Genomic DNA, 26,065 nt, shown 5'->3' on the forward strand with positions numbered 1-26,065 from the left:
CTCACGCACCTGCCGCGGCGAGCTCGGCGGCCTTGTCGGCCGCGTTGTCCATTGTGTCCACCACGGTGACGAGCGGGTGGTTCGCGTCGGCAAGGATCTGACGTCCCTCGACGACGTTGTTGCCGTCCAGCCGCACGACGAGCGGCTTGGTGGCCTCGTCGCCCAGGATCTTCAGCGCTTCGACGATGCCGTTCGCGACCGCGTCGCAAGCGGTGATGCCGCCGAAGACGTTGACGAAGACGCTCTTCACGTCGGTGTCGTTGAGGATGACGTCCAGCCCGGCCGCCATGACCTCGGCCGAAGCGCCGCCGCCGATGTCGAGGAAGTTGGCGGGCTTGACGCCGCCGTGCTTCTCGCCCGCGTACGCCACGACGTCCAGCGTGGACATCACGAGGCCCGCGCCGTTGCCGATGATGCCGACCTCGCCGTCGAGCTTGACGTAGTTGAGGTCCTTGGCCTTGGCCTTCGCCTCGAGCGGGTTCTCCGCGTCCTTGTCGACCAGGGCCTCGTGGCCCGGCTGACGGAACGAGGCGTTCTCGTCGAGGGTGACCTTGCCGTCGAGGGCGATGATCTTGTCCTGCGGGTCACGGACCAGCGGGTTGACCTCGACCAGCGTGGCGTCCTCGGAGACGAAGGTCTCCCAGAGCTTCACGACGACGTCGGCGGCCTCGTCGACGATCTTCTCCGGGAACTTGCCCGCGGTCAGGATCTCGACGGCCTTCGCCTTGTCGACACCGGCGATCGCGTCGACCGGGATCTTCGCGAGCGCTTCGGGACGCTCGACGGCCAGCTGCTCGATCTCCACGCCGCCTTCGGCGGAAGCCATCGCGAGGAAGGTGCGGTTCGCACGGTCCAGCAGGAAGGAGAAGTAGTACTCCTCGGAAATGTCCGAGGCTTCGGCCACCAGCACGCGACGCGTGATGTGGCCCTTGATGTCCAGGCCGAGGATCGCCTCGGCCTTCTCGGCGGCCTCATCCGGCGTCTGGGCCAGCTTGACGCCGCCCGCCTTGCCGCGGCCGCCGGTCTTGACCTGGGCCTTGATGACGACCTGGTTGCCGATCTTCTCGGCGGTGGCCTTGGCTTCTTCGGGGGTGTTTGCCACGGCACCCGGCAGAACCGGTACTCCGTGGGCGGCGAAGAGATCCCTCGCCTGGTATTCGTAGAGGTCCACTACTCCAGTCTCCTGACGACACGCCACTGTGGTGGTCCGTTGCCGGACCGCGCTGTCGGACCAGTCGAGGTTAGCGACCTGCGCAGAAGCAGGGGACTCCGCACCTGGTGAAGTCGGTCACCGTACGCGGTCAGACGGTGTTTCCACGGTGTGAGACCGCACACCGGAGACCCAGTTCGCCGCGTCTTCCAGGCTTTCGAAGGCGTTCTCGAATTCGCTCGGGCCGTTACCGACCGCGAAGAAGAGAACGCCGGGGACCGCTTCTGCGAGTCCTTCGGGCCCGCTCGCGCCGCACAGGACGCCGAGCATGTCCGGATCTTCCTGATCGACCGTCCTGGCCACTTGGTCGACCGTTTCGAGGCGCCCGGCATAGACGACCTCGACACCGTCATCACGCAGCAACCGTCCGAGAGCGACCGCCGCGCCTTCCTCGACGTCGAACTCGGCCAGCACGACGCGAAGAAGACGGCGCGTCATCCGGCCCGCCGTGCGCCCGCGACGGCCATCCCGGCCGTGACGAGGGTGGCGACCGCGCCGCCCAGCGCGAGCCAGAACCCGATCCCGGCCGACGAGCCGTCGTACTCCGAGCCGACCAGCGGAAGTTCCGCCGCACGCAGGCCGAGTACCAGCGCGGCCCCGGCCAAGGCGGACGCCGCCGCGGCGGGCCGTGAACGCGGGACGAGCGCGTACAGGCCGAGAACGACCGCGAGCGCGCCGAGCAGGCCCCACGACGCCGCGCCGAAGTGCGACCACAGCCCGGGGGCGGTGTAGCCGGGCGCGGTGAACACGGGCGTGCCGAACGCCGCGATCGCCAGTACCGCCGCCGCGGCGAGCGGGGTGAGCACGTTGCCGCTCGCCCGCGTTCCGTCCAGGCCGGTGTCCAGTTCCGCGTTGTCATCGTCGTCGGAGACGTCGCGTTCCACGACGCCGGTGATCACCGCCGCGAGCGCGGCCACGGCCGCCAGCACGAGCGCGACGAACGTCCACGTCACCCCGGGGCCCGCCGAGTAACCGACCTTGTCCGGCAACGGCACCGGCAGGTCGACCCCGAACAGCGCCGGATCGACCGCCTTGTCCTCGGTCACGGACAAGGCGGCGCTCAGCACCGCCGCGCCGGCGAGGACGACACCCGCCCACGTGGCCGCGACGACTCCGCGGGCGAACGCCGAGAGCCGCGGCACGAAGACGAACAGCGCGGGCACGGCGAGCACGACGGCGGCGCCGAGCAGCAGCCAGCGCGCCGGTGTCTCGGGGATCGGCGTCGGACCGTTGGCCTTCAGCACCGGAGCCAGGGCACCCGCGACCGCGGCGGCCGAAGCGAGCAGCGCCAGACCTCCCGTGGCCAGCCGCCACCAGAACAGCCCCGGCAGCTTGGCCTCGCCCGCCAGGTCGCCGGTGACGGCCTCGTCCGTTTCCTCGACGTCGAACCGGGTGAAGGCCAGCCCGGTCAGGGCCAGGCCCGCGACGGTCACGACCACCGAACCCGGCGCGACCGAAAGGCGGTCCACGACCAGCCCCGCGATGACGGGCGGGACGCCGACGGCGAGCACGGCCAGCCCCGCTCCGGCGAATCCGCCCTTGCCGACCCCGGCCGAGGGGGAACTCACCGCCACGAGCGCGGTCAGCGGGAGCAAGGCCGCGAGCAACAGGTACCCGGCCATCGCGACGGTCGGGCCCTCGAAGGCGTTCTTGGCCAGGAGGTACGCGTTGCCCGAACCGAACGGCGCGAGCAGCAATCCGATCCCGCCCGCCACGCCGAGCACGGGCCCGAGCAGCCGCCAGCGGCGCCGTCCGTCGAGTTCACCCGCCAGTTCCGCCTCGTCGCGGGCTGCCCCGGCGGCGAACGCTCCGGCCGCGAGCGTGAGCAGGTGGCCCACCACCAGCGGCCACAGCCCCGGCCCCGCCGGAGGCAGCGCGAGCAGCCGGTCGGCGAGGAACAGTTCCGGACGCGCGGCGAGGGAGCCGTCGGCGAGCAGCTGCAGGTCCAGCAGCAGCCGTCCGGGCGCGAGCGCGGTGAGCCCGAGGACCAGACCAGCCGCGAGCCCCGAGCGTCCGGTGGCCAGCGCGTAGAGCACGGCCGCCGCGGGCGCCAAGGCCAGCACGACCAGGAGCGGAGCGGCGGTGAAACCGGGCGAACCGCCCTGGATGACGGGCAGCAGCGCGCCGGCGGCCAGCGCTACCGCACCGGCCGAGACCAGCCCCGCCGACAGCAGGAGCGCTCGCGGGCGGGAGCCCGGTTCGCTCCGGAGAAGTTCGGCGGACGCGGTACCGGGGACGGCTTGCCCGGCGGAGTCGCCAGGGTGCCGTGAGCGCGAAGTCATCGACGGCGACGCTAGCAAGCCGTGGTGGTCGTGGCCCGGCAGCAGGGCGCCGCAGGTCTCACCGGCGCTGGGCCAGGCCACCGAAGATGCCTGGGCGCCGTCCTGTAAGTCCGGTTCGCGGTTTTCCTGCCCAGGCGGATCCCGACGACACGGGCGCAGATGGCCGGACGGTCCGGGTAAACCTCCTTCAACACCGTCGGGCAACCGCTTATTTCCCTCGTTTGCCTCCTTTTCGGCCCTCCGAGACCCCCGAACGGCCCTCTGATCTTGTAACGCAAGTCACACGGTTGTGAGTAAACCTCCTCTAACTTTGGGTAATTTTCACTGGACAACGGCCAGATCGCCGTCGCCCGATCGGCCGAGAGCGCCGTCAGATCTTGCTGATCGGGGTGCCGCTTCGTTACTGTCCCGGGGTCCCCATTACAGTCAGATCACGAATGAGAGCACCGAACGAACCACCCCCGAGGTCGTTCACCGGGATCCCCCGCCCGGGCTCTTGATCCGACTCCCCGAACATGGAAGGCCCCGTCTTGGCTTCACACCGCTCCCCCGGCGGCCAAGCTCCTTCCCCGGCGCTCGAGAACGCACTCGATGGTGCGGTCGTCCGCGTCCGGGGCTCGCACCGCCTGTCGCCCCCGTCCTCGGCCCTTCGTGGTCGTGTCGTGGTCGCAGCCGTCGCTGCCGGCGCCTTCGCGGCCGCCGCTGCCGGGCAGACCCTGAAGTCCGTTTCGGAATCCTCCGACGCCGCCGTCACCCCGCTGGCCAGCACCCAGGACGCGAGCGCCTCGTTCGCCCTCGGTGGTGGAGCCGCTGGTGGCGCCCCCGAGCTGCTGCCGACGAGCCAGTCGACGAACGCTTCCGCCGAAGCCCAGAAGCTCTCGGAGAACAACAGCATCACCCAGGCCCGCGTGAAGCGTGAGGCCGAAGCGGCCCGCAAGGCCGAAGAAGAGGCCAAGCGGCCCAAGACCTGCATGCCGACCAAGGGCACCTTCACCTCGGGCTTCGGTGCCCGGTGGGGCACGAGCCACCTCGGCATCGACCTCGCGGCCCCGATCGGCACGCCGATCGTCGCGGCTTCCGACGGAACGGTCATCGAAGCGGGCCCCGCCAGCGGTTTCGGCCTCTGGGTCAAGGTCCAGCTCGCCGACGGCACCGTCCACGTCTACGGCCACATGAACTCGTTCTCCGTCCGCGAAGGCCAGAAGGTCAAGTGCGGCGAGGAGATCGCCGAGGTCGGCAACCGTGGCCAGAGCACCGGCCCGCACCTGCACTTCGAGGTATGGCAGAACGGCTCGAAGAAGATCGACCCGCGCCCGTGGCTCGCCGCCCGTGGCGTGAACGTCGGCTGACCGAGCCTCGGCTTTCCTTTCACCACACCGTTTCCCCACTCCGGTGGCTACGCCCGCGATGAGGGCGCGCCGGGCGACGACGCTCTGGCGCGCCTTCCAGGCCTCCGCTTCCCGCTCCGAGGACATCCGCTCCGAGCACACGGGTAAGCGTCGCAGGCCATCCGGCCCGGAGCGTAGGTGGTCTTCCGGGCTCTCAGGGCCCTCATGCGACGCCGTCGGCCCGCTTCCTGAGGAAGTACCCCACGGCGATCTGCCAGACCGTGCAGAGACTCGCCGGGCGCCGTTCGATTGGCCGCCATCCGGCGAAAAGTCCCCGGGAAAGGCACCCGGCTGGCCGCGGCCCGAACAACCATCGCCGCGCGTGACCGCATACGACGCACCGTCCGGCCCCGTCCGGTTCGTGTGCCCGCAATAACGCGCGCCAGGCCGCGACCAGCCTGAGCACTTCCGGCGGTTCCGGACCCCGATCCGTCCCCGCCCCTTCTTCAACACCCCGCAAGTACTCGAGTACCCCACTCGAGAGAACCCCAAACAAGACCCCGTCCACACCGCTGCGCCCCCTCCTCCTGAACGGGGCACACCGGCTCTTCCAGCCTACCCCAGCTCATCGAACTCGTGTTCGATGGGACAGGTATACGGGAGGGGTCCGACAGTTTTCGTGAGCGGCGAAGAAACCGCAGGTCAGGGCTAGAGTTTGACCATCGGGACGCTGCCGATGAGCATCAGCCGGACCTTGCCGGCGGCGCCGAAGTCGATCGTCGCCGTGGCACGGGGGCCCGCGCCGTCGCAGGCGACGACGGTCCCGAGCCCGTACTTGTCGTGGCTGACCCGGTCGCCGACGTCCAGCTTGAGCGCGACGGTGTCCTTCCAGCCCTTGCCGAACGGGCTCGTGCTCGCCGACCTCGAAGGCGACGAGCCACCGCCGCGGCTCCCCCAGGTCGTCGCCGCGCGCGGCGAACCACCCGACGAACCGAAGCCACCGGAGGAAGAGGAAGGCGCGAGCCTGCGCCAATCGACCAGATCGGCGGGCAGTTCGTCGAGGAACCGCGAGGCCGGGTTCATCTGCGGCTGGCCCCAGGCGGAACGCACCATCGAACGGGAGACGTACAGCCTCTTCCTCGCCCGCGTGATCGCGACGTAGGCGAGCCTGCGCTCCTCGGCGAGTTCGGTCGGGTCACCGAGCGCGCGCATATGCGGGAAGATCCCGTCTTCCCAGCCCGTTCCGAAGACGACCGGGTATTCGAGACCCTTCGCGGTGTGCACGGTCATCAGCGTGACCACCCCCGCGTCGTGCCCCTCACCGTCATCGCCGCCGTCGGGCGACGGGACCGAATCCGCGTCCGCCACCAGCGAGACCCGCTCCAGGAACGCGGGCAGCGAACCCGGCTCCGGCACACCGGGATCCGCGGTGTCGATTTCGGGGAGTTCGCCGTCCGGACCGGCGACCTCGGTGGTGAATTCGGTGAACTCCCGCGCGACGGTGACGAGTTCCGTCAGGTTCTCCACCCGCGACGCGTCCTGCGGGTCTTCGGACTCCTCGAGTTCCGTGCGGTAGCCCGTGCGCTCCAGGACCGCTTCGAGGATGTCGGCGACTTCCGCGCCGCTCTGGACGACCTCGCCGAGCTCGTCCATCAGCTCGACGAAACCGGTGATCGCCTTGGCCGAGCGCGGGTTCAGCAACGGCACCTCACCGTTGACCGCGCCGCGCAGCGCCTGCGCGAACGAGATGCGCTCGCGCTCGGCGTACGTCGCGATGACCGCTTCGGCGCGGTCGCCGATGCCTCGTTTGGGGACGTTGAGGATGCGGCGCAGGCTGACCGTGTCCTCCGGGTTCGCCAGCACCCTCAGGTACGCGAGCATGTCCCGGACCTCGCGCCGTTCGTAGAACCGCACCCCGCCGACGACCTTGTACGGCAGACCGAGGCGGATGAAGATCTCTTCGAAGACACGGGACTGGTTGTTGGTGCGGTAGAAGACGGCGACGTCGGAGTAGTCCGCTTCGCCCTTGTCCGCCAGCGCGTCGATCTCGCCCGCGACGAACGCCGCTTCGTCGTGCTCGTTGTCCGCGACGTAGCCGACGATCTTCTCGCCGTCACCGGAATCGGTCCACAGCCGTTTCGCGCGCCTGTTCGGGTTTCGCGCGATGACCGCGTTCGCCGCGTTCAGGATCGTCTGGGTCGAGCGGTAGTTCTGCTCCAGCAGCACGGTCCGCGCGTTCGGGAAGTCGCGTTCGAATTCCTCGATGTTGCGGATCGTCGCGCCGCGGAAGGCGTAGATCGACTGGTCGGCGTCACCCACGACGCACAGCTCGGCGGGCTCGATCCCGGCCTCGTTCGCCTCGGTGCCCACCAGCTCGCGGACCAGCGTGTACTGCGCGTGGTTCGTGTCCTGGTACTCGTCGACCAGCACGTGCCGGAACCGCCGCCGGTAGTACTCGGCGACGTCCGGGTACCGCTGCAGGAGTTCGACCGTCCGCATGATGAGGTCGTCGAAATCGAACGCGTTGGCCTGGTTCAGCCGCCGCTGGTACTCGACGTAGACCTCGGCGACCCGGCGTTCGAGGTCGTTGCCCGCGTCGGCGACCGCCGTCTCCGGATCGATCAGTTCGTTCTTGAGGTTCGAGATGTGCACGGCCAGCGTGCGCGCCGCGTACTTCTTCGGGTCGATGTCGAGATCCCGGGCGACGAGGGTGATGAGCCGCTTCGTGTCGTCCGAGTCGTAGATCGAGAAACTCGACGACATCTCCAGCGTTTTGGCCTCACGCCGCAGGATCCGCACGCACATGGAGTGGAACGTCGACACCCACATGGCGTTCGCGCGGCGGCCGACGAGGTCGCTCACCCGCTCCCGCATCTCCGCGGCCGCCTTGTTGGTGAACGTGATCGCCATGATCTGGCCGGGATGCACGTCCCGTTCGGCCAGCAGATACGCGATCCGCCGGGTCAGCACCCGGGTCTTGCCGGAGCCCGCGCCCGCGACGACCAGCAGCGGCGAGCCCGCATGGGTCACGGCCTCGCGCTGCGCCGGGTTCAAGTCGTCGAGCAGGTCCGAGTGCCGAGGCTTGGCCGGACCGTCCGCTGGGAGATCGAAGAGGGTGTTCATCGCCGGTCCACGCTACAGCGCCGGGCGTAGGCGGTGTTGCCGCCTGCCGTCCGACGCGCGAGCGGTGTTCGCGGCGGAGGATCGGATGCCATGGACACCAACGGAATTCCCTCCCGGCTCAGGGCGGCCGACACCGACCGGGAGCGGGTCGTCTCGCTCATCCAGGCCGCCGGCGGCGAAGGCCGTCTCACCCTCGAAGAAGTGGAAGAGCGGCTCGGCACTGTGTATTCCGCCAAGTACACGGACGAGCTCGCCGCGCTCACGGCCGATCTGCCGAAACCCGTGCCGAAGCGGCGCCTGGTCGTTTTCGGGCATCCGGCGGTGCGAATCCATCTCGCGGTGGCCGTCGTGCTGTCGGTGCTGCTGATCGTCCGCTGGACGGCTTCGGGGGTGCCGTTCTTCTGGCCGGCGATGCCGATGTTCTGGCTGGCCATGAGCGTCCTCGTGCACGCCCGTGTCCGCGGAGCGCGCCGCCGCTTCGAGCCGGAGGAGGGTTTCGCTGTGGCATAATGATGCGCATGCGGCACGCGACGCGATTTTTTTACGGGACCCGGACTCCGGCTCCCGTGATCGCATAGTGCCGAAATGCCATCACCCGAAGCCCCGGAGTCCACGGACCCCGGGGCTTTACGCTGTTCCGGGGGCCAGCAGGGAATCCGGACCGAAGAGAGGTCCCGATGAGCACCACACAGAAGCCGGACGCCGAAGAACCCACCGCCACCGCCGAAGAGATCGGTGAGCTCCGCAAGGAGATCGACTTCCTCGACGGCGAGATCCTGCGGCTGGTGAAACGCCGCGTCGAGGTCTCCAAGACGATCGGTGCGGCCAGGATGGCCGCGGGCGGCACCAGGATCGTCTACAACCGCGAGATGGACGTGCTGGCGCGCTACCGCGAACTCGGGCCGGAGGGACGGCAGCTGGCGATGGCGCTGCTCAACCTCGGGCGAGGCAGGCTGGGGCGGTAGGCGCGGGCGTCACGATTGCGTGCCGTGAGGCGGAACTCAGGGTGTTCCCCGAGCCACGACGGCCCGGGACAGGGCAAACTGGACACATGATTAACCTCATCGCCGTCGTGATCGCGATCGCCGGTGTGCTCGCCGCGCTGGGCCATCTCGGTTATCTCGCCATGCTGAACAACGCGGCGGGTAAGCGCGCGGGCGGCACCCCCATCGCCCAGTACGTCAAGACGCGCTGGCCGATCGCGGCGGGTACCACCGCCGCGTCCCTTTTCGCCTGGCTGCTCACGAGTGGGGGAACGACGCTCGACGTCATCGCCATTTTGCTTGCAGCGGGTAGCGGGATCACGGCCACGAAAGCCCTGCAATCGACCCAGCAGAAGTACCGCAGCGGCAACTGAACGGCTTCACCAGCGCCGATTGCACTCCGTAACGTCACCGAGGCCCGTTCGGCCGCGCCCGACCGAGTGAAACATCTGCAACTTGCAGAGTGGGTGAAGACTTGCGGGTGTCGAACTTTTACTGTGGTCCTCGTGTGGACCCTTGCGTCTGGGTCGGGCGATGCCCGTATGGCGCGCGGGGGCGATGGCCCCGCGCGCCCCCAGTCGTATGCGCGTGCATTTGCTCACGAGACTGCTTGGGAGTCTGCAAGCGAGGGATCCCGTGAACCCGCTGCTCCGTTCGGCTTAACCGGTGTCACATCGCCGTCAGGGCCTGCCTGTGAAGGGGTCGCTCGAACATGAACGGCTGGGCGGAACACCAGGGACGGAACGGCGCCACGCAAGCGGGCCGCCACCGGGCGGGCGGTACCGAAGGCTGGACTCCTTCCGTGCCGCCGCGGCGGCAGCGGCCCACCGGGCACGGGCACCACGCCCACCGTGAGTTCGCCCCGCCCTCCACCGGTTCCCTTCCCCTTCCGCCACCGCGGGACAGGAGGGCGCCGAGCCCCGGCTACGCCCCATCGAGCGGCCGTCTGCCGCTCCCCCAGCCCGCTCGTGAGGTCCCCGTAGAGCACCCAGCCCGCCCGGCCCGCGTCGAGGTCTCATTCACCGAGCCCGTCCCTCCCGTCGAGGAACGGCGCGCGAAGGCCGCCCAGCGCACGAAGGTGACACTGACCGCCCCCGCTCCCCGCCGCCCCGAGCCGATGGAGGTCGACGACAACGACGACGTCCGCGTCTACCTCGCCCCGCCGGTCGACGGCCTGAGCACCTTCGACCTCGGTTCGGTGCCCGCTTCGGTGACGCCGCCCAAGACCTGGCGCAAGGCCGCCTGGTTCGCGGCGGCCGCGTCCGCGCTGGTCGTGATCGGCCTGCTCTTCGCCGGTTCGTACCTGGTCGGCAAACCCCTCCCGGAGCAGCAGAGCCAGGGCGGCTGGCCCGGATACCGCGGGGGCAGCCCGCTGACCCAGGACGGTCTCGCCGGCCATCCGGCCACGCCACCGCAGGGCGGCGCGGCGGGCAACCCGTCCGAAGCCGAGACCGAGTCCTCCACCAGGGACGACCGCAGCTCCGCCAACTCCGGCACCACCTCGGACAGCGAAAGCGCCGGGACCGGCTCGTCGCGGCCCGACTCGAGCGGGCCGGCGACGTCCGGGCGGCCCGCGCCGCCGTCGAGCGACCGGCCGCAGAAGCCGCCGGTCGTCCCGGCCAACCGCACCACCACCCCGGCCCCCTGGTACGCGTCGCAGCCGGACGCGCAGGCGATGGGCGACAACACCGAACTCTTCCTCAACTCCGTCACGACGAACCCCCAAGAGGCGTCCTCGGTGACCTCCGGCGGCCTGCGCGAAGAAGGCGCGGAAGGCCTGCGGGACCGCTACCGCGACGTCGCCTACTTCGAGGTGAAGAAGGTCAGCATCGACCAGCGCCGCGGCGTCACGGTCAACACCGTCGAGGTCACGCACAAAGACGGCACGAAGACCATGGAACAGCGCACCTTCACCTTCGGCGACGACGACAAGATCGTCGACGACGGCATGTAGGCGACCACGCACGTGCAAGTGTCCTGTCCCTCTGCACGTGCGGTGCGCTGAGCGGTCGTCCCTGGTCCGGGTGGGTGACCTAAGCTGCCGTTCGTCGTATCGCGACGGCATTCCGGCGATGGAGCCTGGCCGTGGACCGTCCGCACAGGGTTACCTGACGACTGCAGGGTCCGCACCGTTCAGAAGACGGCCGCGCGGACCAGAGGCGTCGGCCGAACGGCCCAGCGCCTGCCCCGGACCAGAGCGAGGAATTTCGTGCTTGATCGACAGCGCATACGGCGTGAGGATGCCGTACGTGTCGAGGACGTCATCCCGGAAGAGATCCTGAACGACACCCGCGTCGATCGCGAGTACCTCGAGCAGGTCTTCCGCGAGCCGCAGAAGTTCGTTCCCGCGCGCACCCGTGAAGAGCGGTCGCCGCAGCCCGAACCCGAGGTGGACGAGCCGGAGAGCCGGGCCGCCCGGCGGGCCAAGCTGGCCGGTCTGGTCGCCGCCGGATTCCTCGTCGCGGGCGCCGTCGTCACCGCGGGCGTGCTCGCGGGCACGCAGCCGCAGGGCACCGTGCCGGGTGCCGCCGCACCCGAGGTGATGAGCGGAGCCGCCGCGCTCGGCGGGCTCGCCGTCCCCGACTCCACCGAGCCGCAGCGCAAGCAGGAGACGCCGGCGACGTCGGGCACCAGCACGACACCTCAGCCGTCTTCGGGCACGGGTTCGGGCTCGCTCCCGCAGCGGGGTTCTTCGTCCAGCAGCGCCAGCTCGCAGCCTGCCGCCAAGCCCGCCGCGGTCAGCACCGCCGCGGACAAGATCGACGCGGTCCGGAAGTTCTACCAGACCGTCGACGCCGATCCGTACGGCGCGATGTCGCTGATCACGCCGGTGCTGGCCGAGTCCGGAGCGGGCAAGCTGATCGAGGCGTGGAGCGCCATGGACGCCATCCAGATCCAGGACATCCGGGAACAGGCCGACGGCACCATCCTCGCCATCGTGACCATGCGCAACCCGGACGGCGGCCTGCTGCGGGTCACGCAGGTGCTGGAATTCGCCGACGAGACCTCCGGCCTGATCACCGACGCGCGACTGCTGTCCGCGCAACACATGTGACGAACACCGCGCGTGTAACAGCCCTCCACCCAGGGCGATCAGAGCGTGCCGCGTGTGTGTGCGCAGAGTGAGCGCCTAGCCTTGTCACGAGTCGGTCTCGGAAAAGCCGGCACACAGACCACTACATGTGCATACGCTCCAACGCTGTGGCGTGCTGAAGGCCGCACCGCGTACGCGGACCATTCCGCGTCGTGAAGACGGAGCCCAAAGGGAGGTCGCGTGAGCGACGAGGGTCGCCTGGTCGCCGGTCGATATCGCATCGCCGGGCGGATCGGTACGGGCGCGATGGGGGCCGTGTGGCAAGCGCACGACGAGGTACTCGGCCGCACAGTGGCGATCAAGCAGTTGCTTCTGCAACCAGGACTTGAGGCTCACGACGCCGAAGACGCCCGTCAGCGGACGATGCGCGAGGGCCGGATCGCCGCCAGGCTGCACCACCCGAACGCCATCTCGGTGTTCGACGTCGTCACCGACGACAACGGCCAGCCGTGCCTGATCATGGAATACCTGAACTCCACCAGCCTCGCCCAGGTGCTGCAGGAGGAGCGGACGCTGCCGCCGACGGAGGTCGCGCGGATCGGCGCGCAGGTCGCGGCGGCGCTGACCGAGGCGCACGCGGTCGGCATCGTGCACCGGGACATCAAGCCGGGCAACATCCTGCTCGCGCCCAACGGCACCGTGAAGATCACCGACTTCGGCATCTCGCGGGCCAAGGACGACGTCACGGTCACGAAGACCGGCATGATCGCCGGAACCCCCGCCTATCTGGCGCCCGAGGTGGCCATCGGCGGCGACCCCGGCCCGGAGTCCGACGTCTTCTCGCTCGGCTCGACGCTCTACGCGGCCTGCGAAGGCCAGCCGCCGTTCGGCCTCAGCGAGAACACGCTGAGCCTGCTGCACGCGGTCGCGGCCGGGCAGATCATCCCGCCGCGCCAGTCCGGCCCGCTCGCCAGCGTGCTGGCCGTGCTGCTGCACCCGGAGGTGCGGCACCGCCCCACCGCCGAAGAGTGCGAAGAGCTCCTAGCCGCCGTCGCGCGGGGTGAAACGCCGCTGGGTGGCCCCACGGACGACACCGTGCTCGCCGCCCCCATCGCGGGCGCGCTCGCCGGCGGTGGCGTGACCCAAGCGCTCGACAGCGAGGCCGCCGGTCACTCGGGCTCGCTTCTCGACGAGCAGAACGCGGCCGGGTCGTACTACGACGACGAGGACGACTACCACCAGCCGCCCGCCTCGGGCTACCCGGAAAACGACTACGACGGGTACGACAACTACGACGAGACGGCGCTGCTGGCCGAACGCGGCCACCCCGGTGGCGGCCCCGCGCCGACGCGCGCCGTCCCGATCCCCGCGGGCGACTACGACGACGATCCCTACGACGACGATTACGACGACCCGCCCCCACCGCCGCCCACCCGCGCGCAGACCAGCCCGGTGGACGAGGACGACGACGACGAAAAGCCGGGTGCGTGGAAGAAGCCCGCGATCATCGGCGGTGTCGTGGTGGTGGCGCTGGCCGCGCTGGGGTTCTGGCTGCTGAGCCCGAACAACCCGGAGACGCCCGCGCAGGTGGGGAACTCGTCCTCGACGAAGCCGTCGCCGTCGGCGACGTCGTCGGCTCCGGAGACCACGGAGACGCCGACGGAAACGCAATCGGCCGAGCCGCCGAAGGAAACGACCTCGTCGAAGAAGACATCGAGCAAGGCGAGCCAGACTCAGGAACCGGATCCGCCGACGCCGACGAAGACTCCGACCAAAACGACGCCGACGAAGACATCGACTCCGACCACGCCGACAACTCAGTCGAACACGGAGACACCGACTTCGACCCCGGCCGGCACTTGATCCGAGGCTGCAATTGAGTTCTGAAGGTTCCATCGTCGGCGGCCGGTACCGCCTGGACCAGCCCATCGGGCGCGGCCGGGCGGGCATCGTGTGGCTGGCGTTCGACACCCGTCTGCTGCGCACGGTCGCGATGAAGCGCATGTACCTGCCCGTCGGCCTGCCGCCGGACCGGGCGGAGCAGGCCAAGGCCGTCGTCGTCCAGGAAGGCAAGGACGCGGCCAAGTTCGAGCACGCCACCGCCATCAAGGTGTACGACGTGCTGCCCGACGGGGCGGACGTGTGGCTGGTGATGGAGTACATCCCGTCTCGCGGGATGGCGACCTTCCTCGCCGAGCACGGCAGGCTGACCGCGGAACAGGCCGCCGGGCTGGGCATCGTGCTCGGTCGCGCGCTGGCCGCGATGCACGAGGCCGGGGTGGTGCACCGGACCGTCGAACCGGGCACGGTCCTGCTGGCGGACGACGGCGGCGTGAAGCTCACCGACATCGGCATCACCGGCGGTGGCCCGAGCCCCGCGTACCGGGCGCCCGAGGTGGCGCGCGGCGAACCGGCGACTTCGGCGTCCGACGTGTTCTCGCTGGGCGCGACGCTGTACACGGCCGTCGAGGGGGTGCCGCCGTTCGGCGAGGACGGCGAGTCCTCGGAACGGCCGCCGCAGACCGCCGGGCCGTTGGCAGGCGCGCTGCGCAAGATGCTGCGGGCGGAGCCGGACGCGCGGCCGACGATGGCCGACACCGTGCGCTCCCTGAACGCGATCACCGAGGGGCGGCAGACGGCGTTCATCCCGCCGACCGCGCCTGCCATGCCGACGGTTCCGGCCTCGATGCCGATGCCGATGCAGCAGGCTCCGCAGCAGCCGGCTCCGCAGTTCCCCCAGCACCAGCCCCAGCAGTATCAGCCACCGCAGCCGCAGTACGCGCCCCCGGCGCCCCCGGCGCAGCAGTACGCGCCCGCCGCGCCTGTGGCGGCGAAGTCGCCGGACACCCGGAAGTGGCTGATCGTCGCGGGTGCCGTGGTGGCGGCGATCCTCATCGGTGTGCTGTTCGCGGAACTGTTCCTGATTTAGAGCCTTTCGAGGACCAGCTCCGCCAGTTCGACCGGACGGCTGAGGTACGGGCTGTGGCTCGCCCGCCACGTCACCGTCGTCTCGCAGCGTTCGGCGAAGTGGACGACCATTTCCGGGACGAGCACCCGGTCTTCGGTGCAGGTGATGTACGTGGTGGGGGTGTCCTTCCACGCCGAGCCTTCCGGCGACTCGTCGAAGATCGTGACGGGCTCGGGACGCAGCAGGGCCGTGGCACGTCCGGCGACGGCGTCCGTGCAGTCGGCGTACATGGCCCCGCGGACGGCGGCGAGGTCGAGATGGGTGAGGCCCGCGTCGTCGAAGGTCAAGGGCACCTGATCGGGTTCGCGGCCGGTTTCCTCCCTGATCCGCTCGGTCCAGTACCGAGCGGTTTCCCCTGGCTCGCTGACGATCGCGGCCAGGTAGATCAGGTGCGAAGTCCCCTGAAGCCCGCTGGCGGTGAGCCCGCCGAAGGAATGCGCGAGCACCACCGGCGGCTCGGCCGCCTGGTCGACGAGTTCCTGGACGGTCCGGGTGGTTTCGGCGATCGGACGCCCGCCGAGGTCGGGGACGGTGACAGCAGTGCCTTCGCGGCGCAGGCGTCCGACGACGTCGTCGAAATGGGCGGGTTGGTGCCAAGAGCCGTGCAGGACGATCAGGGGGCGCACCGGGGTCCTTTCGCTGGCAGGTTCCCTGCCAGGTTGTCGACCGCCCGTGCGGCTGTTCAAGCTCAGCCGGTTTTCGTGCCCACTCGGCCAGACCCGCTTACCTGTCCGGCCCCTTCGCGGATCGCGAGGAGGAACCGCCGCACCGCGGGGTGTTCCCTGGCGTGCGCGGCCACGGCGGCGTGGATGGACCGCACCGGATCCGGCCGCCGGACCTTGCGGATGGCGACGCCGGGATGGGGGGCGCCGAGGCCGAGCTCGGGGATCAGCGCGACACCGAGCCCGGCGGCCACGAACCCTTGTGCCGTCTGGTAATCCTCGGATTCGACGACGTGGTTCGGAGCGAATCCGGCCGCGCCGCAGGCGTCGAGCAGGATGTCGCGGCAGGCGCCGGGGAGACCGTCGACGCCGACCCACGGATCCTCGGCGAGTTCACCGAGATCGAGGACGCGTTTGCGGGCGAGCCGGTGGTTCTTCGGCAGGATCGCGCGGTACGGATCGTCGAGCAGGTGGACGTACTCGACGCCTTTGACCCGGGGAGTGCTGCTGGGGAGCACGATCATCGCGACGTCGGCCTTGCCCGACTCGATCTCGGGCATCGAATCGTCGGGTTCGACCAGTTTCAGGTCGAGGCGGACGCCGGGGAATTCCCGGCGCAGCGCGGCGACGGCCAGGGGCACCAGCGAGGCTCCCGCCGTGGCGAAGTAGCGGATCGCGAGCCTGCCCGTGCGGCCCTCCTTGAGTTCGGTGAGCGCGGCTTCGGCTTTCGCGAGCTGGGTGCTCAGCGTTTCCGCGTGTTCGGACAGCAGCGAACCGGCGGGGGTCGGCCGCACGCCGCGGCCGACGCGCTCGAGCAGTTCGACCCCCGCTTCCCTTTCCAGGGTGGACAATTGCTGGCTGATCGCGGAAGGTGTGTAGCCGAGATTCCGGGCGGCGGCGGTGATCGAACCGCTACTGATGACGGCTCGGAGTACCTGCATGCGGCGGACGTCCAGCATGCCCCGATCTTACAGTTCTTCTTAAGGCTTCCTGCAGTTATTTTCGCTTGTCCTTACGCGTCGGCGCGGCGAAGCTGGGCCAGGCACTTAAGGAGGACTGGGGTGGGCGAGACGAAGACCCTGCTGAGGATCGGCGCGCTGGCGCTCATGTGGGGATCGAGTTTCTTCTGGATCAAACTGGGGCTCGGCGCGTTCTCGCCGGTGCAGCTGGTGCTGGCGCGGGTGGCGCTCGGCGCGGCGGTGCTGATCGGGCTCTGCTACCTCGGCCGGGACAGGCTGCCGTCCGGGCGGCCGATCTGGGGACATCTGGCCGTCGCGGCGTTCTTCCACAACGCGCTGCCGTTCCTCCTGTTCGCGTGGGGTGAGCTGACCGTCGACTCCGGGATCACCGGGGTGCTGAACTCGACGACTCCCCTGTGGGTGTTGCTGGCCGCGCCGATGATGGGCGCGCGGACGAAGATGACCGCGGTGCGGGTCACCGGGCTCGTCGTCGGGCTCGCCGGGATCCTGCTGATCTTCGCGCCGTGGGAGGCGTCCGGGCTGCTCAGCTGGGGCGCGCTGGCATGCCTCGCGGCGGCCGCGAGCTACGGGTTCGCGTTCGTCTACGAGGGCAAGTACCTCACCGGCACCGGTGACTCGCCGCTGTCGCTGGCCGGTGGGCAGATGCTGCTGGCGACCGGGTTCCTGCTGCTCGCGATGCCGATGGGCGGTTTCGAACCGGTGAACCTGAGCACCGGAGCGGTCGTCGCGGTCGTGATCCTGGGGATCGGGTCGACCGGGATCGCGTTCGCGCTGAACTACCAGCTCCTCGCGAGCGAGGGCGCCGTCGCGGCGTCGATCGTCGGCTACCTGCTGCCGGTGGTTTCGGTGCTGCTGGGGGCGGTGTTCCTGGCCGAGCCGCTGAACCTGCGGGTGATCGCCGGGATGGTCGTCGTGCTGGGCGGGGTCGCGCTGACCCGGCTCCGCCCGAGGGAGCAAGGGACCTTTGCTACCACTCCGCAGGTCGAGCGCCCCTTCGCCGCCGCCGATAAGGTCGCGCCCTGACGGACACGACGACGCTGTGGCGTCCCACCGGCCCCGTCGAGCTCGACCTCGTCCGCGAGTCGGGCTGGCGCGAGTGGCCGCCGAGACTGCCGGAGCAGCCGATCTTCTACCCCGTGCTGAACGAGGACTACGCGATCAAGATCGCCCGTGACTGGAACGTGCGCTACGACGGCGCGGGCTTCGTGACGCGGTTCGAGGTCGAGACCGCGTTCGTCGAGCGGTACCCCGTCCAGCAGGCGGGCGGGAAAACGATCCTGGAGCTCTGGGTCCCGGCCGAAGACCTCGCCGAGTTCAACACGCACATCGTGGGGAAGATCGAGGTCACCCACGAATTCCGCTGACCTGCGTTTAGCGGGCTGAACGCGATGCGGTGGGGCCTGGGGGCTCGCCGGATCGCGTTTAGCCCGCTAAACGCGATCCGGTGCCAGGGTCGCGATGGTGAGCATGGCGGCGAGAACGATCTCGACCCAGAAGTAGAGCCAGCTCGGATAGAACCGCTCCGGCCGCTCCGCGAACCGGGCGACCAGCCGCCCGAAGGCCATCCCGGCGAGCGCGACGGCCACCGCGATCGCGGCGCCCCGCTGGATCCCGCCGACGTCGAAAGCCGCGAACCCGAGCAGCACCGCGACGGCCACGCCGAAGCCGCCGTACACCGCGCGCACTTCAGTCCGCGCCGTCGCCGACTCCAGCGAAATTCCGAACGGCCGGATCAGCCGTTCCGGCGCGACGAGCCCGAGCAGCCCCATGCCCAGGAAGAACACGGCCACCAGGCCGATGAGAACAGGCGCCACCTAGACGAGACGCCGGTCGGAAGCCCAGCGCGAAAGCTCGTATCGGTTCGAAAGCTGCGTCTTTCGCAGCACGCTCGACACATGCGTCTCGACGGTCTTCACCGAGATGAACAGCTCGGACGCGATCTCCTTGTACGCGTACCCGCGCGCGAGCAGCCGCAGCACGTCACGCTCACGCGGGGTCAGCAGGTCGAGGTCCGGGTCGCTGATCGGCGCGGAACCCGGCCGGTCGGCGAACGCGTCGAGCACGAACCCGGCCAGCCGCGGCGAGAACACCGCGTCACCGTCCGAGACCCGCACGACGGCGCGCACGAGTTCCTTCGACGAGATCGTCTTCGTGACGTACCCCCGCGCCCCCGCGCGGATCACGGCGATCACGTCCTCCGCGGCGTCGGAGACCGACAGCGCGAGGAACACGACGTCCGGCAGTTCCGGCCGGACCCGGCGCAGCACCTCGGCGCCGCCGCCGTCCGGCATGTGCACGTCGAGCAGCACGACCTGCGGTTTGGTCCGGGCGATGCCCGCGACCGCTTCGGCGACCGAGCCCGCCTCACCGACCACGCGGACGTCGTCGGTGATCGAGTCCAGTTCGGTGCGCACACCCGCGCGGAAGAGCGCGTGGTCGTCGACGAGGAAGACCTTGACCGGCTCCCGCGTCTGCTGGTTCTCCGTCACGATGCTCCCTCGCTCGCCCTGTCCCGTGAGCATAGCGACCTCACGCCGCGCCCTTCCCCGCCTTGACCGGCATCTCCAGCTGAACCTCGGTTCCTTCACCCGGTGCGGTACGCAGCTTGAGCTTCCCGCCGTGCCGCTCCATCCGCCCCCGGATGGAGTCGGCGAGTCCGTGCCGATCGCTCGGCACGACGTCGGGATCGAATCCCTTGCCCCGGTCGCGTACGAAGACCGTCACCGCCGTCGGCTCGACCTCGGCGTACACGCTGACCTCGTCGACACCCGCGTGCTTGGCCGCGTTGACGATCGCTTCGCGTGCCGCCTGGACCAGCGCGGTCAGCGGTTCGTTCAGCGTGGCCTCCCCCACGACGACCTGCTGCACCGAGATCGCGAACGCGTCCTCGACCTCGCCGCACGCGGCCGCGAGTACTTCGGACAGCTGACCGCTGATGGCCTCTTCCTCGGTCTTCTTGTTCTTGCCATATCCCGACGGCCCGTACAGCCAGCCGCGCAACTCGCGTTCCTGACCGCGGGCGAGCCGAGCGACCTCGCGCGGCGATTCCGCCTGTTTCTGGATCAGCGCGAGGGTCTGGAGGACCGAGTCGTGCAGGTGAGCGGCGATTTCGGCCCGTTCGTCGGTGCGGATGCGGGCCATGCGTTCGTCGGACAGGTCGCGGACCAGGCGCAGCCAGAACGGGACGGTCAGCACGGCCACCCCGAACAGCGTCGCGATCACGGCGACCAGCGCGAACTTGACCTGGTCGATGCTGCCGCTCTTCAGGACGACGACCCCGATGCCGGTCATCACCAGCGCGACCCCGGCGACCACGCGGATCGCGGCCGACCAGCCACCACCGCCGAGGAACGCCGTGGCGACGCCGCCCTTGGCGCCGAGACGCCAGCGGCGGCGTTGCGACTCGTCGGCCTCACGCCAGACGACGGCCGCGCCGATCATGGCCAGCGCCAGCGGAATCGCGACCCAGCCACTGATGAAGCCGGTCAGCGTGCCACTGGCGACGGCGAGGCCGACACCCAGCGCCATCAGGCCGAAAGCCTGCTGCTTCTCCTTCGGCGCGGCTTTGTCCGGCTCGACCTCACCGGATTGCTGCTGCACGAAAACCCAGAGCAGGCCGTACGCGAGCAGACCGGCGCCGTTCAGCGCGGCCAGCAACGCGAACGCGGTCCGGACCCAGAGCACCTTGACGCCGAGGTGGTCGGCGAGGCCGCCGGCGACACCCGCGATGGCGCGGCCGGAGCGGCGGCGGTACATCTTGGGCGGCTCGAACGGTGCCGGGGACAGGCTGCCGGCGACGGGCACCGGCGGGCGCTCGATGATCGTCGGCTTCACCGGTCCGGCGAGGTCGTTGGGGGCGGATTCCTGCACGTTCTCCATGGTCACACGGAGTGGGGTACCGATCCATCGGGGAAACCCCTGACTCTTCCCGCTGGGGGAAACCTCAGGGACGTTCCCGGATGTGGCGGGGGCCCGCCGGGGCGCATTCTTTGTGGCATGAGTGGGAGTGAGACACAGGTTCCGAAGCGCGGCCCCGCGGCCGGCTTCGAGGAGACCGTCAAGGATTTCTGGCGGAGCAGGCCGGTCCGCCCGGTGGCGGGCCGCAAGTTCGCCGGGGTGGCCGCCGGTATCGGCTACCGGTACGGCATCGACCCGACCGTGGTCCGGGTCGCGCTGGTCGCGGCGACCGTGTTCGGTGGCTTCGGCGTCTTCGTCTACCTGCTGGGCTGGCTGTTCCTGCCGCAGGAGGGCGACCCCGTTTCCGCGTTCGAGAGCCTGATCGGCCGTGGGCGCGCGTCGAGCTCGCCTGCGTTCGCGGTCATGCTGCTGATCCTGCTTTTCCCCGGCCTCACCTGGACCTTGAGCGGCGGCTGGATGACCGACGGCACGGGTCTGATCGGTTTCGCGCTGATGGCCGTCGCGCTGTACCTGCTGCACCGCAACCGCGGTCAGTTCAACCGGCCGACGATGCCCGCTCCGGCTTATCCGACGGCCGCGTTCTCGATGGCGTCGGCGGCCTCCACCTCGACGGCGACCGAGGGCGGCTGGGACCCGCTCGCGGCCGACCCGTCGGCTTGGGACCTGCCGAACGCTTCGCCGTCCGGTGGGCTGCCGCCGCGGACTCCCCCGCCTCCTTCCGCACCGCCTGCGCCCCGCGGCCGCAAGTCGAAGATCGGCGCCGCCACCTTCGGCATCGCCGTGCTGGTCGCCGGGGTCGGCACCGTCCTTGGCCTGGACGGCCAGGCGTGGTTCACCCCGCAGCACGTCGTCGGGCTCACCCTGGGCGTGGTCGGCATCGGGCTGGTGGCCGGTTCGTTCGTCCGCGGCGGCCGCGGGCTGATCGGGCTGGCGGTGCCGCTGGCGGTCGTCGGGATGGCGCTGACCACGGTCCCGTTCGAGAACTTCTCCGTGAAGGGCGGCGTCGGCGACCTGACGGCGACGCCCGTCCAGGCGTCAGAGGTGCTCCCGGAATACCACCGCTCCGCGGGAAACATCGACCTGGATCTGACCAAGCTGCCAGCGGGCGCGTCGGTGAGCACGAAGGTCTCCAACGGGGCGGGCAACTCGACGGTGCTCGTGCCGGCGGGTGCCGAAGTGAAGGTCTTCTGCGAGACGGGAGCGGGCGAGGTCGACTGCCTCGGCCAGTCCCGCTCGGGGGTCGGCGAGGACGCCGTCGACTTCACCGCGCAGGGCACCAATGGACAGAAGATCACTGTGAAGGTCGAGAACGGTGTCGGAAACGTGGAGGTGCGCCGTGGCTGAGTACGACTACGACAGCACGCAGACCCAGTCTTCGCAGCCCGCGAAGCGCGGGGTGGACGCCATCACCCTGTTCGTCGGGATCGCGACGCTCCTGGTGTCGGCTTACGTCCTCTCGGACGGCGCCTCGTGGCTCCCGCAGTTCGACTTCCGGTGGGTCATGGCGGGCGGGGCGATCTTCGTCGGCGTCCTGCTGCTCGCCGCTTCGCTGCGCAAGAGCCGCCGCTAGCGGCGCCGCCCGCGATCCACTCCACTCCGAAGGCCCCGGCCCCTCGCCGGGGCCTTCGCCTTGGGCGCGACCTGCGTTTAGCCCCCTAAACGCGATCCGGTCGGCGGCAGGTGCCCGCGGCCGCCGACCTGCGTTTAGCCCCCTAATCGCGATCCGGTCGCCTCGGGTGCCCAAAGGCGACAGATCGCGATTAGGGGGCTAAACGCAGGTCCGGGGCGTCGGCCGTCACTCCCACTCGATGGTGCCCGGCGGCTTGGACGTGACGTCCAGGACCACTCGGTTCACCTCGGCGACCTCGTTGGTGATGCGGGTCGAGATCCGCTCCAGCACCTCGTACGGCAGCCGCGTCCAGTCCGCGGTCATCGCGTCCTCGGACGACACCGGCCGCAGCACGATCGGGTGCCCGTAGGTCCGCCCGTCGCCCTGCACGCCGACGCTGCGGACGTCGGCCAGCAGCACCACCGGGCACTGCCAGATCTCCCCGTCCAGCCCGGCCGCGGTGAGTTCTTCGCGCGCGATGGCGTCCGCCGCGCGCAGCGTCTCGAGCCGCTCGGCGTCGACGGCGCCGATGATCCGGATGCCGAGCCCCGGGCCGGGGAACGGCTGCCGCTGCACGATCGTCTCCGGCAGCCCGAGCTCCAGCCCGACGCGCCGCACCTCGTCCTTGAACAGCAGGCGCAGCGGCTCGACGAGCTCGAACTGCAGGTCGTCGGGCAGCCCCCCGACGTTGTGGTGGCTCTTGATGTTGGCCGCGCCCTCGCCGCCGCCGGACTCGACGACGTCCGGGTACAGCGTGCCCTGGACGAGGAACTTGTAGTCGCCCTCGGCCTTGAGGTCGCGCTCGGCCTGCTCGAACACGCGGATGAACTCGCGCCCGATGATCTTGCGCTTCTCCTCGGGGTCGGTGACCCCGGCCAGCGCGTCGAGGAACCGGTCGCGCGCGTCGACGGTCACCAGGTTCACCCCGGTCGCGGCGACGAAATCACGCTCGACCTGGGTGCGCTCACCGGAACGCAGCAGGCCGTGGTCGACGAAGACGCACGTCAGCCGGTCACCGATGGCCCGCTGGACCAGCGCGGCGGCCACGGCGGAGTCGACGCCGCCGGAGAGCCCGCAGATCGCCCGGCCGTCGCCGACCTGCTCGGCGATGCGCTTGACCTGATCGTCGACGATGGACGACGTCGTCCACTGCGGCTTGATGCCCGCGATGTCGTGCAGGAAGCGACGCAGCACTTCCTGGCCGTGCGGCGAGTGGTGCACCTCGGGGTGGTACTGGACGCCGGCGAAGCGGCGCTCGACGTCTTCGAACCCGGCGACGGCGGCGCCGTCACTCGAAGCGGTCACGGTGGCGCCCTCGGGAGCCTTGGTGACGCTGTCGTTGTGGCTCATCCAGGCGGGCTGGTTGCTCGGAAGACCGGCGTGCAGGACACCGCCCTCACCGGCGACGCGGACTTCGGTGCGGCCGAACTCGCGGATCCCGGTCGGTTCGACCGTGCCGCCGAGGGCCTGCGCGAGCACCTGGTGGCCGTAGCAGATGCCGAGGATCGGCACGCCCGCGTCGACCAGCCCAGGGGCGAGAGCGGGGGCGTTCTCCGCGTACACGCTGGAAGGACCACCGGAAAGAATGATCGCGGCGGGGTCCTTGGCGAGGATGTCCTCGGCGGTGGCGGTGTGCGGGACGACCTCGGAGTAGACCTGCGCCTCACGCACGCGCCGCGCGATCAGTTGCGCGTACTGCGCCCCGAAGTCCACGACGAGTACCGGACCGGTGGGACTGGGCACCTGAAACCTCCAGATCAGAGCAGTACGCTTCCCCACCATCGTCCCAGGTGGGCCGGGTCACCTCGCCGCCAACCCCCTCACGATTCAGGACAGCGGATGACCGCGAGGCGTCCTAGCGTCGGGGACATGGACATCGATTGGAGCAAGGAACTCTCCGAACAGCTCGACTGGCACTGGACAGGGCATCTCCGGCCCCGGCTGGACACGCTCACCGACGACGAATACCTCTGGGAACCCGTCGGGGACTGCTGGACGATCCGCCCGGGTGAGAACGGCGCTGTCACGATCGACTGGGCGTATCCGGAGCCGTCTCCGCCGCCGGTGACGACGATCGCGTGGCGCCTCGCCCACATCATCGTCGGCGTCTTCGCCATGCGGAACGCGTCGCATTTCGACGGCCCGCCCGCCGACTACCAGACCTTCCCGTACGCGGGCTCCGCCGAAGAGGCGCTGAAGCAGCTCGACGACGCCTACGCGCGCTGGCGTGACGGCGTCCGCGGCCTCACCGCCGAAGACCTCCAGCGCCCCTGCGGCGAGGCCGAAGGCCCGTACGCGGAGTACCCGCTCGCGACCCTCGTCCTCCACATCAACCGGGAGGCCATCCACCACGGCGCCGAAATCCTCTTGCTGCGTGACCTCTACGCGCGTCGCGTTTAGCCCGCTAAACGCGATTGCCGTGAGAAAGCGCCCCTTGCTCTCTTCGGATGAAGCTCGCCGGAGGGCCCCCGCGAAGCGCCCGAAATAGCTAGCCTGGCTGCTCTAGGGGAGGTCTTTCACGCGGCATTTCACTGGGGTGAAACGGTGCCGCGTCGGTGAACAGTGGCGTCCCCTTTCATATTTCTCGAAAAGGGGGCAGGGAAATCATGAGAAACCGTACACGTTTCTTCGTCGGCGCCGCGGCCGCACTCTTGCTGACGGCGATACCGGTATCGGAAGTGGCGGCGGCACCGGCCGTGTCCTACGCGGAGGCGGTTCCAGGGCTCGCTCCATCCGGTGCGACCGGCGGCGTCTACACCGACGAGAACGGCAGTGCGCTGATCGGCTGCACACCCGACACGGGGGTCGACAACCCGCACCGTTCCGGCACCGGTTTCGCGGTATCGGGTCACGGGTGGTGGAACAAAGGGAATTGCACCGGGGAAACCGCGACGGTGCGGACCTGCCTGTACGAGTACTACACGGACAACACCTGGCGCCGAAAGGCGTGTGGTGAGAACGGCAATCTCAAACCGGGTGGCGGCAGTGCCCGGCGAGTGCCCGCGCGACGGGATTGCGACACCGCGGACATGACGTCGTGGCGCAATCACGTGGACGTCGACGTAAACTGGGAAATCGACAGCGGCGAGGTGCGCAATCGTCAGGCGGACGTGGCGTGCCGGGTCACCGGACCCGATCAGTGAGCTGACGCGATCGCGATCAGGCAGGGGAGAAGTGACGGACAACGGCGACGAAGCCCTCCCTGGCCTGGCACCGGGTGCCCGCGGGTTCGCGGGCACCCTCTTCGCGGCTCTCCACGGCGAGTTCACGCCACACCCGTGGCGCGCGCCGGGCACGGATCGAGACGCGTACCTGGTCTTCTACGAGCGTTCGGTCGCGATGGGCTGGCTGCGCGAAGACGGCCCGGCGGGTTTGTGGGGGATGAACGACGCGGGTCGGGAACACCCGCCGGCCGAAACTTCGCTCGTCGCGTGGTTCCAGGTGGAGGCCGAGCCGGTGCCGGGTGATCGGCCGCTGCCGGTTCAGCCGTTCCTGAGGTGCGCAAGTGACGCGGTCGCGCGCATGGGAGACCTGAGGTTGGACGCGGTTCAGGTTCTGCTGCCCGTCCAATGCCTCGACACGGCGCCGCGCCCGGAGCTCGCCCGGTCGCCCTCGCTGCTCACCAAAGCATGGTTCGACGACAGCGCACCCACGTCGAGGACACCTGTCCGGGTGACGCTCGACGGCGGGCGGTCCCCGACCGTCCTGGCGGTCGCGGACCGGCTGGCCACGATCGATCAGGATGTGTTCGCGTGCGAGTCGTACGCCGACGGCCAGTCCGGCCTCAGGCCCCCGTTCGACGATGACTTCTGGAACGGCCCGCCCCAGCACGCGGTCACCTTCCACGGGACGCTCGCCGAGTGGACGCCGGACGCGGTCGGCTGGCTCGCCGGCCTCCTCGCCGACCTGAGCGCCCGGCACGACGTCGACGGCCCGCTACTGTTCACCGCGAGCCGGGCGTAGCGCTC

General features: G+C 69.9%; 25 protein-coding genes. 15 read left to right on the forward strand and 10 right to left on the reverse strand.

From position 1 onward, the window contains the following. Position 1: 1 nt before the first annotated feature. The 3 genes from sucC to CVV72_RS25030 all read right to left on the reverse strand — a co-directional run bounded on the left by sucC (position 2) and on the right by CVV72_RS25030 (position 3,492). Positions 2-1,171: an ADP-forming succinate--CoA ligase subunit beta gene (sucC, locus tag CVV72_RS25020; RefSeq protein WP_034304473.1), complete on the reverse strand. Its 1,170-nt coding sequence runs from the start codon at positions 1,169-1,171 to the stop codon at positions 2-4. 117 nt (positions 1,172-1,288) lie between these two features. Beyond that, the gene (locus CVV72_RS25025) at positions 1,289-1,648 is read right to left on the reverse strand and encodes a hypothetical protein (RefSeq protein ID WP_219146060.1); all 360 of its coding nucleotides are present in this window, start codon (positions 1,646-1,648) and stop codon (positions 1,289-1,291) included. Next, on the reverse strand, positions 1,645-3,492 hold the full coding sequence (locus CVV72_RS25030; protein WP_219154106.1) for a hypothetical protein: 1,848 nt from the start codon (positions 3,490-3,492) through the stop codon (positions 1,645-1,647). The genes CVV72_RS25025 and CVV72_RS25030 overlap by 4 nt, the downstream gene beginning before the upstream one ends. Positions 3,493-4,154: 662 nt before the next feature. On the opposite strand from CVV72_RS25030, the gene CVV72_RS25035 reads away from it, so the two are divergent. Further along, complete coding sequence (locus tag CVV72_RS25035) at positions 4,155-4,841, forward strand: M23 family metallopeptidase (RefSeq protein ID WP_219146061.1); 687 nt, start codon at positions 4,155-4,157, stop codon at positions 4,839-4,841. A gap of 687 nt (positions 4,842-5,528) precedes the next feature. Here the strand turns inward: CVV72_RS25035 and pcrA are convergent. After that, positions 5,529-7,943 (reverse strand): DNA helicase PcrA, encoded by a 2,415-nt coding sequence (gene pcrA / locus CVV72_RS25040; protein WP_219146062.1) that lies wholly within the window; start codon positions 7,941-7,943, stop codon positions 5,529-5,531. Between the two features lie 90 nt (positions 7,944-8,033). Here pcrA and CVV72_RS25045 point away from each other — a divergent pair, with 90 nt between their 5' ends. The 7 genes from CVV72_RS25045 (at position 8,034) to CVV72_RS25075 (ending at position 14,889) form a co-directional block, all read left to right on the forward strand. After that, positions 8,034-8,453: a DUF1707 domain-containing protein gene (locus CVV72_RS25045; protein ID WP_219146063.1), complete on the forward strand. Its 420-nt coding sequence runs from the start codon at positions 8,034-8,036 to the stop codon at positions 8,451-8,453. A gap of 167 nt (positions 8,454-8,620) precedes the next feature. Beyond that, positions 8,621-8,908: a chorismate mutase gene (locus CVV72_RS25050; protein ID WP_034304455.1), complete on the forward strand. Its 288-nt coding sequence runs from the start codon at positions 8,621-8,623 to the stop codon at positions 8,906-8,908. Between the two features lie 86 nt (positions 8,909-8,994). Further along, entirely contained in the window at positions 8,995-9,300 is a 306-nt protein-coding gene (locus CVV72_RS25055) for a hypothetical protein (RefSeq protein ID WP_125680026.1), read from the forward strand. Positions 9,301-9,638: 338 nt separating this feature from the next. Then, positions 9,639-10,880 carry a hypothetical protein gene (locus CVV72_RS25060; protein ID WP_255632251.1) on the forward strand — a complete coding sequence of 414 codons (1,242 nt, stop codon included), beginning with the start codon at positions 9,639-9,641 and terminating at the stop codon, positions 10,878-10,880. Positions 10,881-11,135: 255 nt separating this feature from the next. Continuing rightward, a complete protein-coding gene (locus CVV72_RS25065) occupies positions 11,136-11,981 on the forward strand; it encodes a hypothetical protein (RefSeq protein ID WP_219146064.1) in 846 nt (281 codons plus the stop codon). Between the two features lie 219 nt (positions 11,982-12,200). Then, on the forward strand, positions 12,201-13,823 hold the full coding sequence (locus CVV72_RS25070) for a serine/threonine-protein kinase (RefSeq protein WP_219146065.1): 1,623 nt from the start codon (positions 12,201-12,203) through the stop codon (positions 13,821-13,823). 13 nt (positions 13,824-13,836) lie between these two features. Further along, positions 13,837-14,889 carry a serine/threonine-protein kinase gene (locus tag CVV72_RS25075; RefSeq protein ID WP_219146066.1) on the forward strand — a complete coding sequence of 351 codons (1,053 nt, stop codon included), beginning with the start codon at positions 13,837-13,839 and terminating at the stop codon, positions 14,887-14,889. On the opposite strand, the gene CVV72_RS25080 is transcribed toward CVV72_RS25075, so the two are convergent. Both CVV72_RS25080 and CVV72_RS25085 read right to left on the reverse strand, forming a co-directional pair. Beyond that, complete coding sequence (locus CVV72_RS25080; RefSeq protein WP_219146067.1) at positions 14,886-15,554, reverse strand: alpha/beta fold hydrolase; 669 nt, start codon at positions 15,552-15,554, stop codon at positions 14,886-14,888. The genes CVV72_RS25075 and CVV72_RS25080 overlap by 4 nt on opposite strands. 62 nt (positions 15,555-15,616) lie before the next feature. Beyond that, positions 15,617-16,549 carry a LysR family transcriptional regulator gene (locus tag CVV72_RS25085; protein WP_219146068.1) on the reverse strand — a complete coding sequence of 311 codons (933 nt, stop codon included), beginning with the start codon at positions 16,547-16,549 and terminating at the stop codon, positions 15,617-15,619. 102 nt (positions 16,550-16,651) lie between these two features. On the opposite strand from CVV72_RS25085, the gene CVV72_RS25090 reads away from it, so the two are divergent. Together CVV72_RS25090 and CVV72_RS25095 are read left to right on the forward strand one after the other, a co-directional pair. Next, positions 16,652-17,593: a DMT family transporter gene (locus CVV72_RS25090; RefSeq protein WP_219146069.1), complete on the forward strand. Its 942-nt coding sequence runs from the start codon at positions 16,652-16,654 to the stop codon at positions 17,591-17,593. Positions 17,594-17,706: 113 nt separating this feature from the next. Next, the gene (locus CVV72_RS25095) at positions 17,707-17,934 is read left to right on the forward strand and encodes a hypothetical protein (protein WP_255632252.1); all 228 of its coding nucleotides are present in this window, start codon (positions 17,707-17,709) and stop codon (positions 17,932-17,934) included. A gap of 66 nt (positions 17,935-18,000) precedes the next feature. Here the strand turns inward: CVV72_RS25095 and CVV72_RS25100 are convergent, their stop codons facing one another. From CVV72_RS25100 to CVV72_RS25110, 3 genes are read right to left on the reverse strand one after another with little or no spacing between them, the layout of a single operon-like run. Continuing rightward, positions 18,001-18,384 (reverse strand): DUF4345 domain-containing protein, encoded by a 384-nt coding sequence (locus CVV72_RS25100; RefSeq protein ID WP_219146070.1) that lies wholly within the window; start codon positions 18,382-18,384, stop codon positions 18,001-18,003. After that, on the reverse strand, positions 18,385-19,092 hold the full coding sequence (locus CVV72_RS25105) for a response regulator transcription factor (protein ID WP_085939730.1): 708 nt from the start codon (positions 19,090-19,092) through the stop codon (positions 18,385-18,387). It lies immediately after the preceding gene. 7 nt (positions 19,093-19,099) lie between these two features. Continuing rightward, positions 19,100-20,449 carry a PspC domain-containing protein gene (locus CVV72_RS25110; RefSeq protein WP_370641816.1) on the reverse strand — a complete coding sequence of 450 codons (1,350 nt, stop codon included), beginning with the start codon at positions 20,447-20,449 and terminating at the stop codon, positions 19,100-19,102. Between the two features lie 117 nt (positions 20,450-20,566). Between CVV72_RS25110 and CVV72_RS25115 the strand changes: the two genes are divergently transcribed. Further along, positions 20,567-21,832: a PspC domain-containing protein gene (locus tag CVV72_RS25115; RefSeq protein WP_219146072.1), complete on the forward strand. Its 1,266-nt coding sequence runs from the start codon at positions 20,567-20,569 to the stop codon at positions 21,830-21,832. After that, the gene (locus CVV72_RS25120; protein WP_034304426.1) at positions 21,825-22,058 is read left to right on the forward strand and encodes a hypothetical protein; all 234 of its coding nucleotides are present in this window, start codon (positions 21,825-21,827) and stop codon (positions 22,056-22,058) included. The genes CVV72_RS25115 and CVV72_RS25120 overlap by 8 nt, the downstream gene beginning before the upstream one ends. Positions 22,059-22,283: 225 nt before the next feature. On the opposite strand, the gene guaA is transcribed toward CVV72_RS25120, so the two are convergent. Continuing rightward, positions 22,284-23,840, reverse strand: coding sequence for a glutamine-hydrolyzing GMP synthase (guaA, locus tag CVV72_RS25125; protein WP_016331177.1), 1,557 nt, complete (start codon positions 23,838-23,840; stop codon positions 22,284-22,286). A gap of 126 nt (positions 23,841-23,966) precedes the next feature. Here guaA and CVV72_RS25130 point away from each other — a divergent pair, with 126 nt between their 5' ends. The 3 genes from CVV72_RS25130 to CVV72_RS25140 all read left to right on the forward strand — a co-directional run bounded on the left by CVV72_RS25130 (position 23,967) and on the right by CVV72_RS25140 (position 26,060). Further along, on the forward strand, positions 23,967-24,497 hold the full coding sequence (locus CVV72_RS25130; protein ID WP_219146073.1) for a DinB family protein: 531 nt from the start codon (positions 23,967-23,969) through the stop codon (positions 24,495-24,497). A gap of 155 nt (positions 24,498-24,652) precedes the next feature. Continuing rightward, a complete protein-coding gene (locus CVV72_RS25135) occupies positions 24,653-25,240 on the forward strand; it encodes a hypothetical protein (protein WP_219146074.1) in 588 nt (195 codons plus the stop codon). Positions 25,241-25,271: 31 nt separating this feature from the next. Continuing rightward, complete coding sequence (locus CVV72_RS25140) at positions 25,272-26,060, forward strand: hypothetical protein (protein WP_219146075.1); 789 nt, start codon at positions 25,272-25,274, stop codon at positions 26,058-26,060. Positions 26,061-26,065 lie beyond the last annotated feature (5 nt).

This window comes from Amycolatopsis sp. TNS106 (genome assembly GCF_019330265.1).
GTDB classification, from domain to species: domain Bacteria; phylum Actinomycetota; class Actinomycetes; order Mycobacteriales; family Pseudonocardiaceae; genus Amycolatopsis; species Amycolatopsis lurida.

What these genes read in the sequence shown, in the direction of transcription:
- CVV72_RS25025 (WP_219146060.1), bottom strand. Translation starts at nt 1,648, where the DNA reads ATGACGCGCCGTCTTCTTCGCGTCGTGCTGGCCGAGTTCGACGTCGAG.
- CVV72_RS25115 (WP_219146072.1), top strand. Translation starts at nt 20,567, where the DNA reads ATGAGTGGGAGTGAGACACAGGTTCCGAAGCGCGGCCCCGCGGCCGGC.
- CVV72_RS25130 (WP_219146073.1), top strand. Translation starts at nt 23,967, where the DNA reads ATGGACATCGATTGGAGCAAGGAACTCTCCGAACAGCTCGACTGGCAC.
- CVV72_RS25105 (WP_085939730.1), bottom strand. Translation starts at nt 19,092, where the DNA reads ATGCTCACGGGACAGGGCGAGCGAGGGAGCATCGTGACGGAGAACCAG.
- CVV72_RS25085 (WP_219146068.1), bottom strand. Translation starts at nt 16,549, where the DNA reads ATGCTGGACGTCCGCCGCATGCAGGTACTCCGAGCCGTCATCAGTAGC.
- CVV72_RS25045 (WP_219146063.1), top strand. Translation starts at nt 8,034, where the DNA reads ATGGACACCAACGGAATTCCCTCCCGGCTCAGGGCGGCCGACACCGAC.
- CVV72_RS25110 (WP_370641816.1), bottom strand. Translation starts at nt 20,449, where the DNA reads ATGGAGAACGTGCAGGAATCCGCCCCCAACGACCTCGCCGGACCGGTG.
- CVV72_RS25050 (WP_034304455.1), top strand. Translation starts at nt 8,621, where the DNA reads ATGAGCACCACACAGAAGCCGGACGCCGAAGAACCCACCGCCACCGCC.
- CVV72_RS25060 (WP_255632251.1), top strand. Translation starts at nt 9,639, where the DNA reads ATGAACGGCTGGGCGGAACACCAGGGACGGAACGGCGCCACGCAAGCG.
- pcrA (WP_219146062.1), bottom strand. Translation starts at nt 7,943, where the DNA reads ATGAACACCCTCTTCGATCTCCCAGCGGACGGTCCGGCCAAGCCTCGG.
- CVV72_RS25030 (WP_219154106.1), bottom strand. Translation starts at nt 3,492, where the DNA reads ATGACTTCGCGCTCACGGCACCCTGGCGACTCCGCCGGGCAAGCCGTC.
- CVV72_RS25055 (WP_125680026.1), top strand. Translation starts at nt 8,995, where the DNA reads ATGATTAACCTCATCGCCGTCGTGATCGCGATCGCCGGTGTGCTCGCC.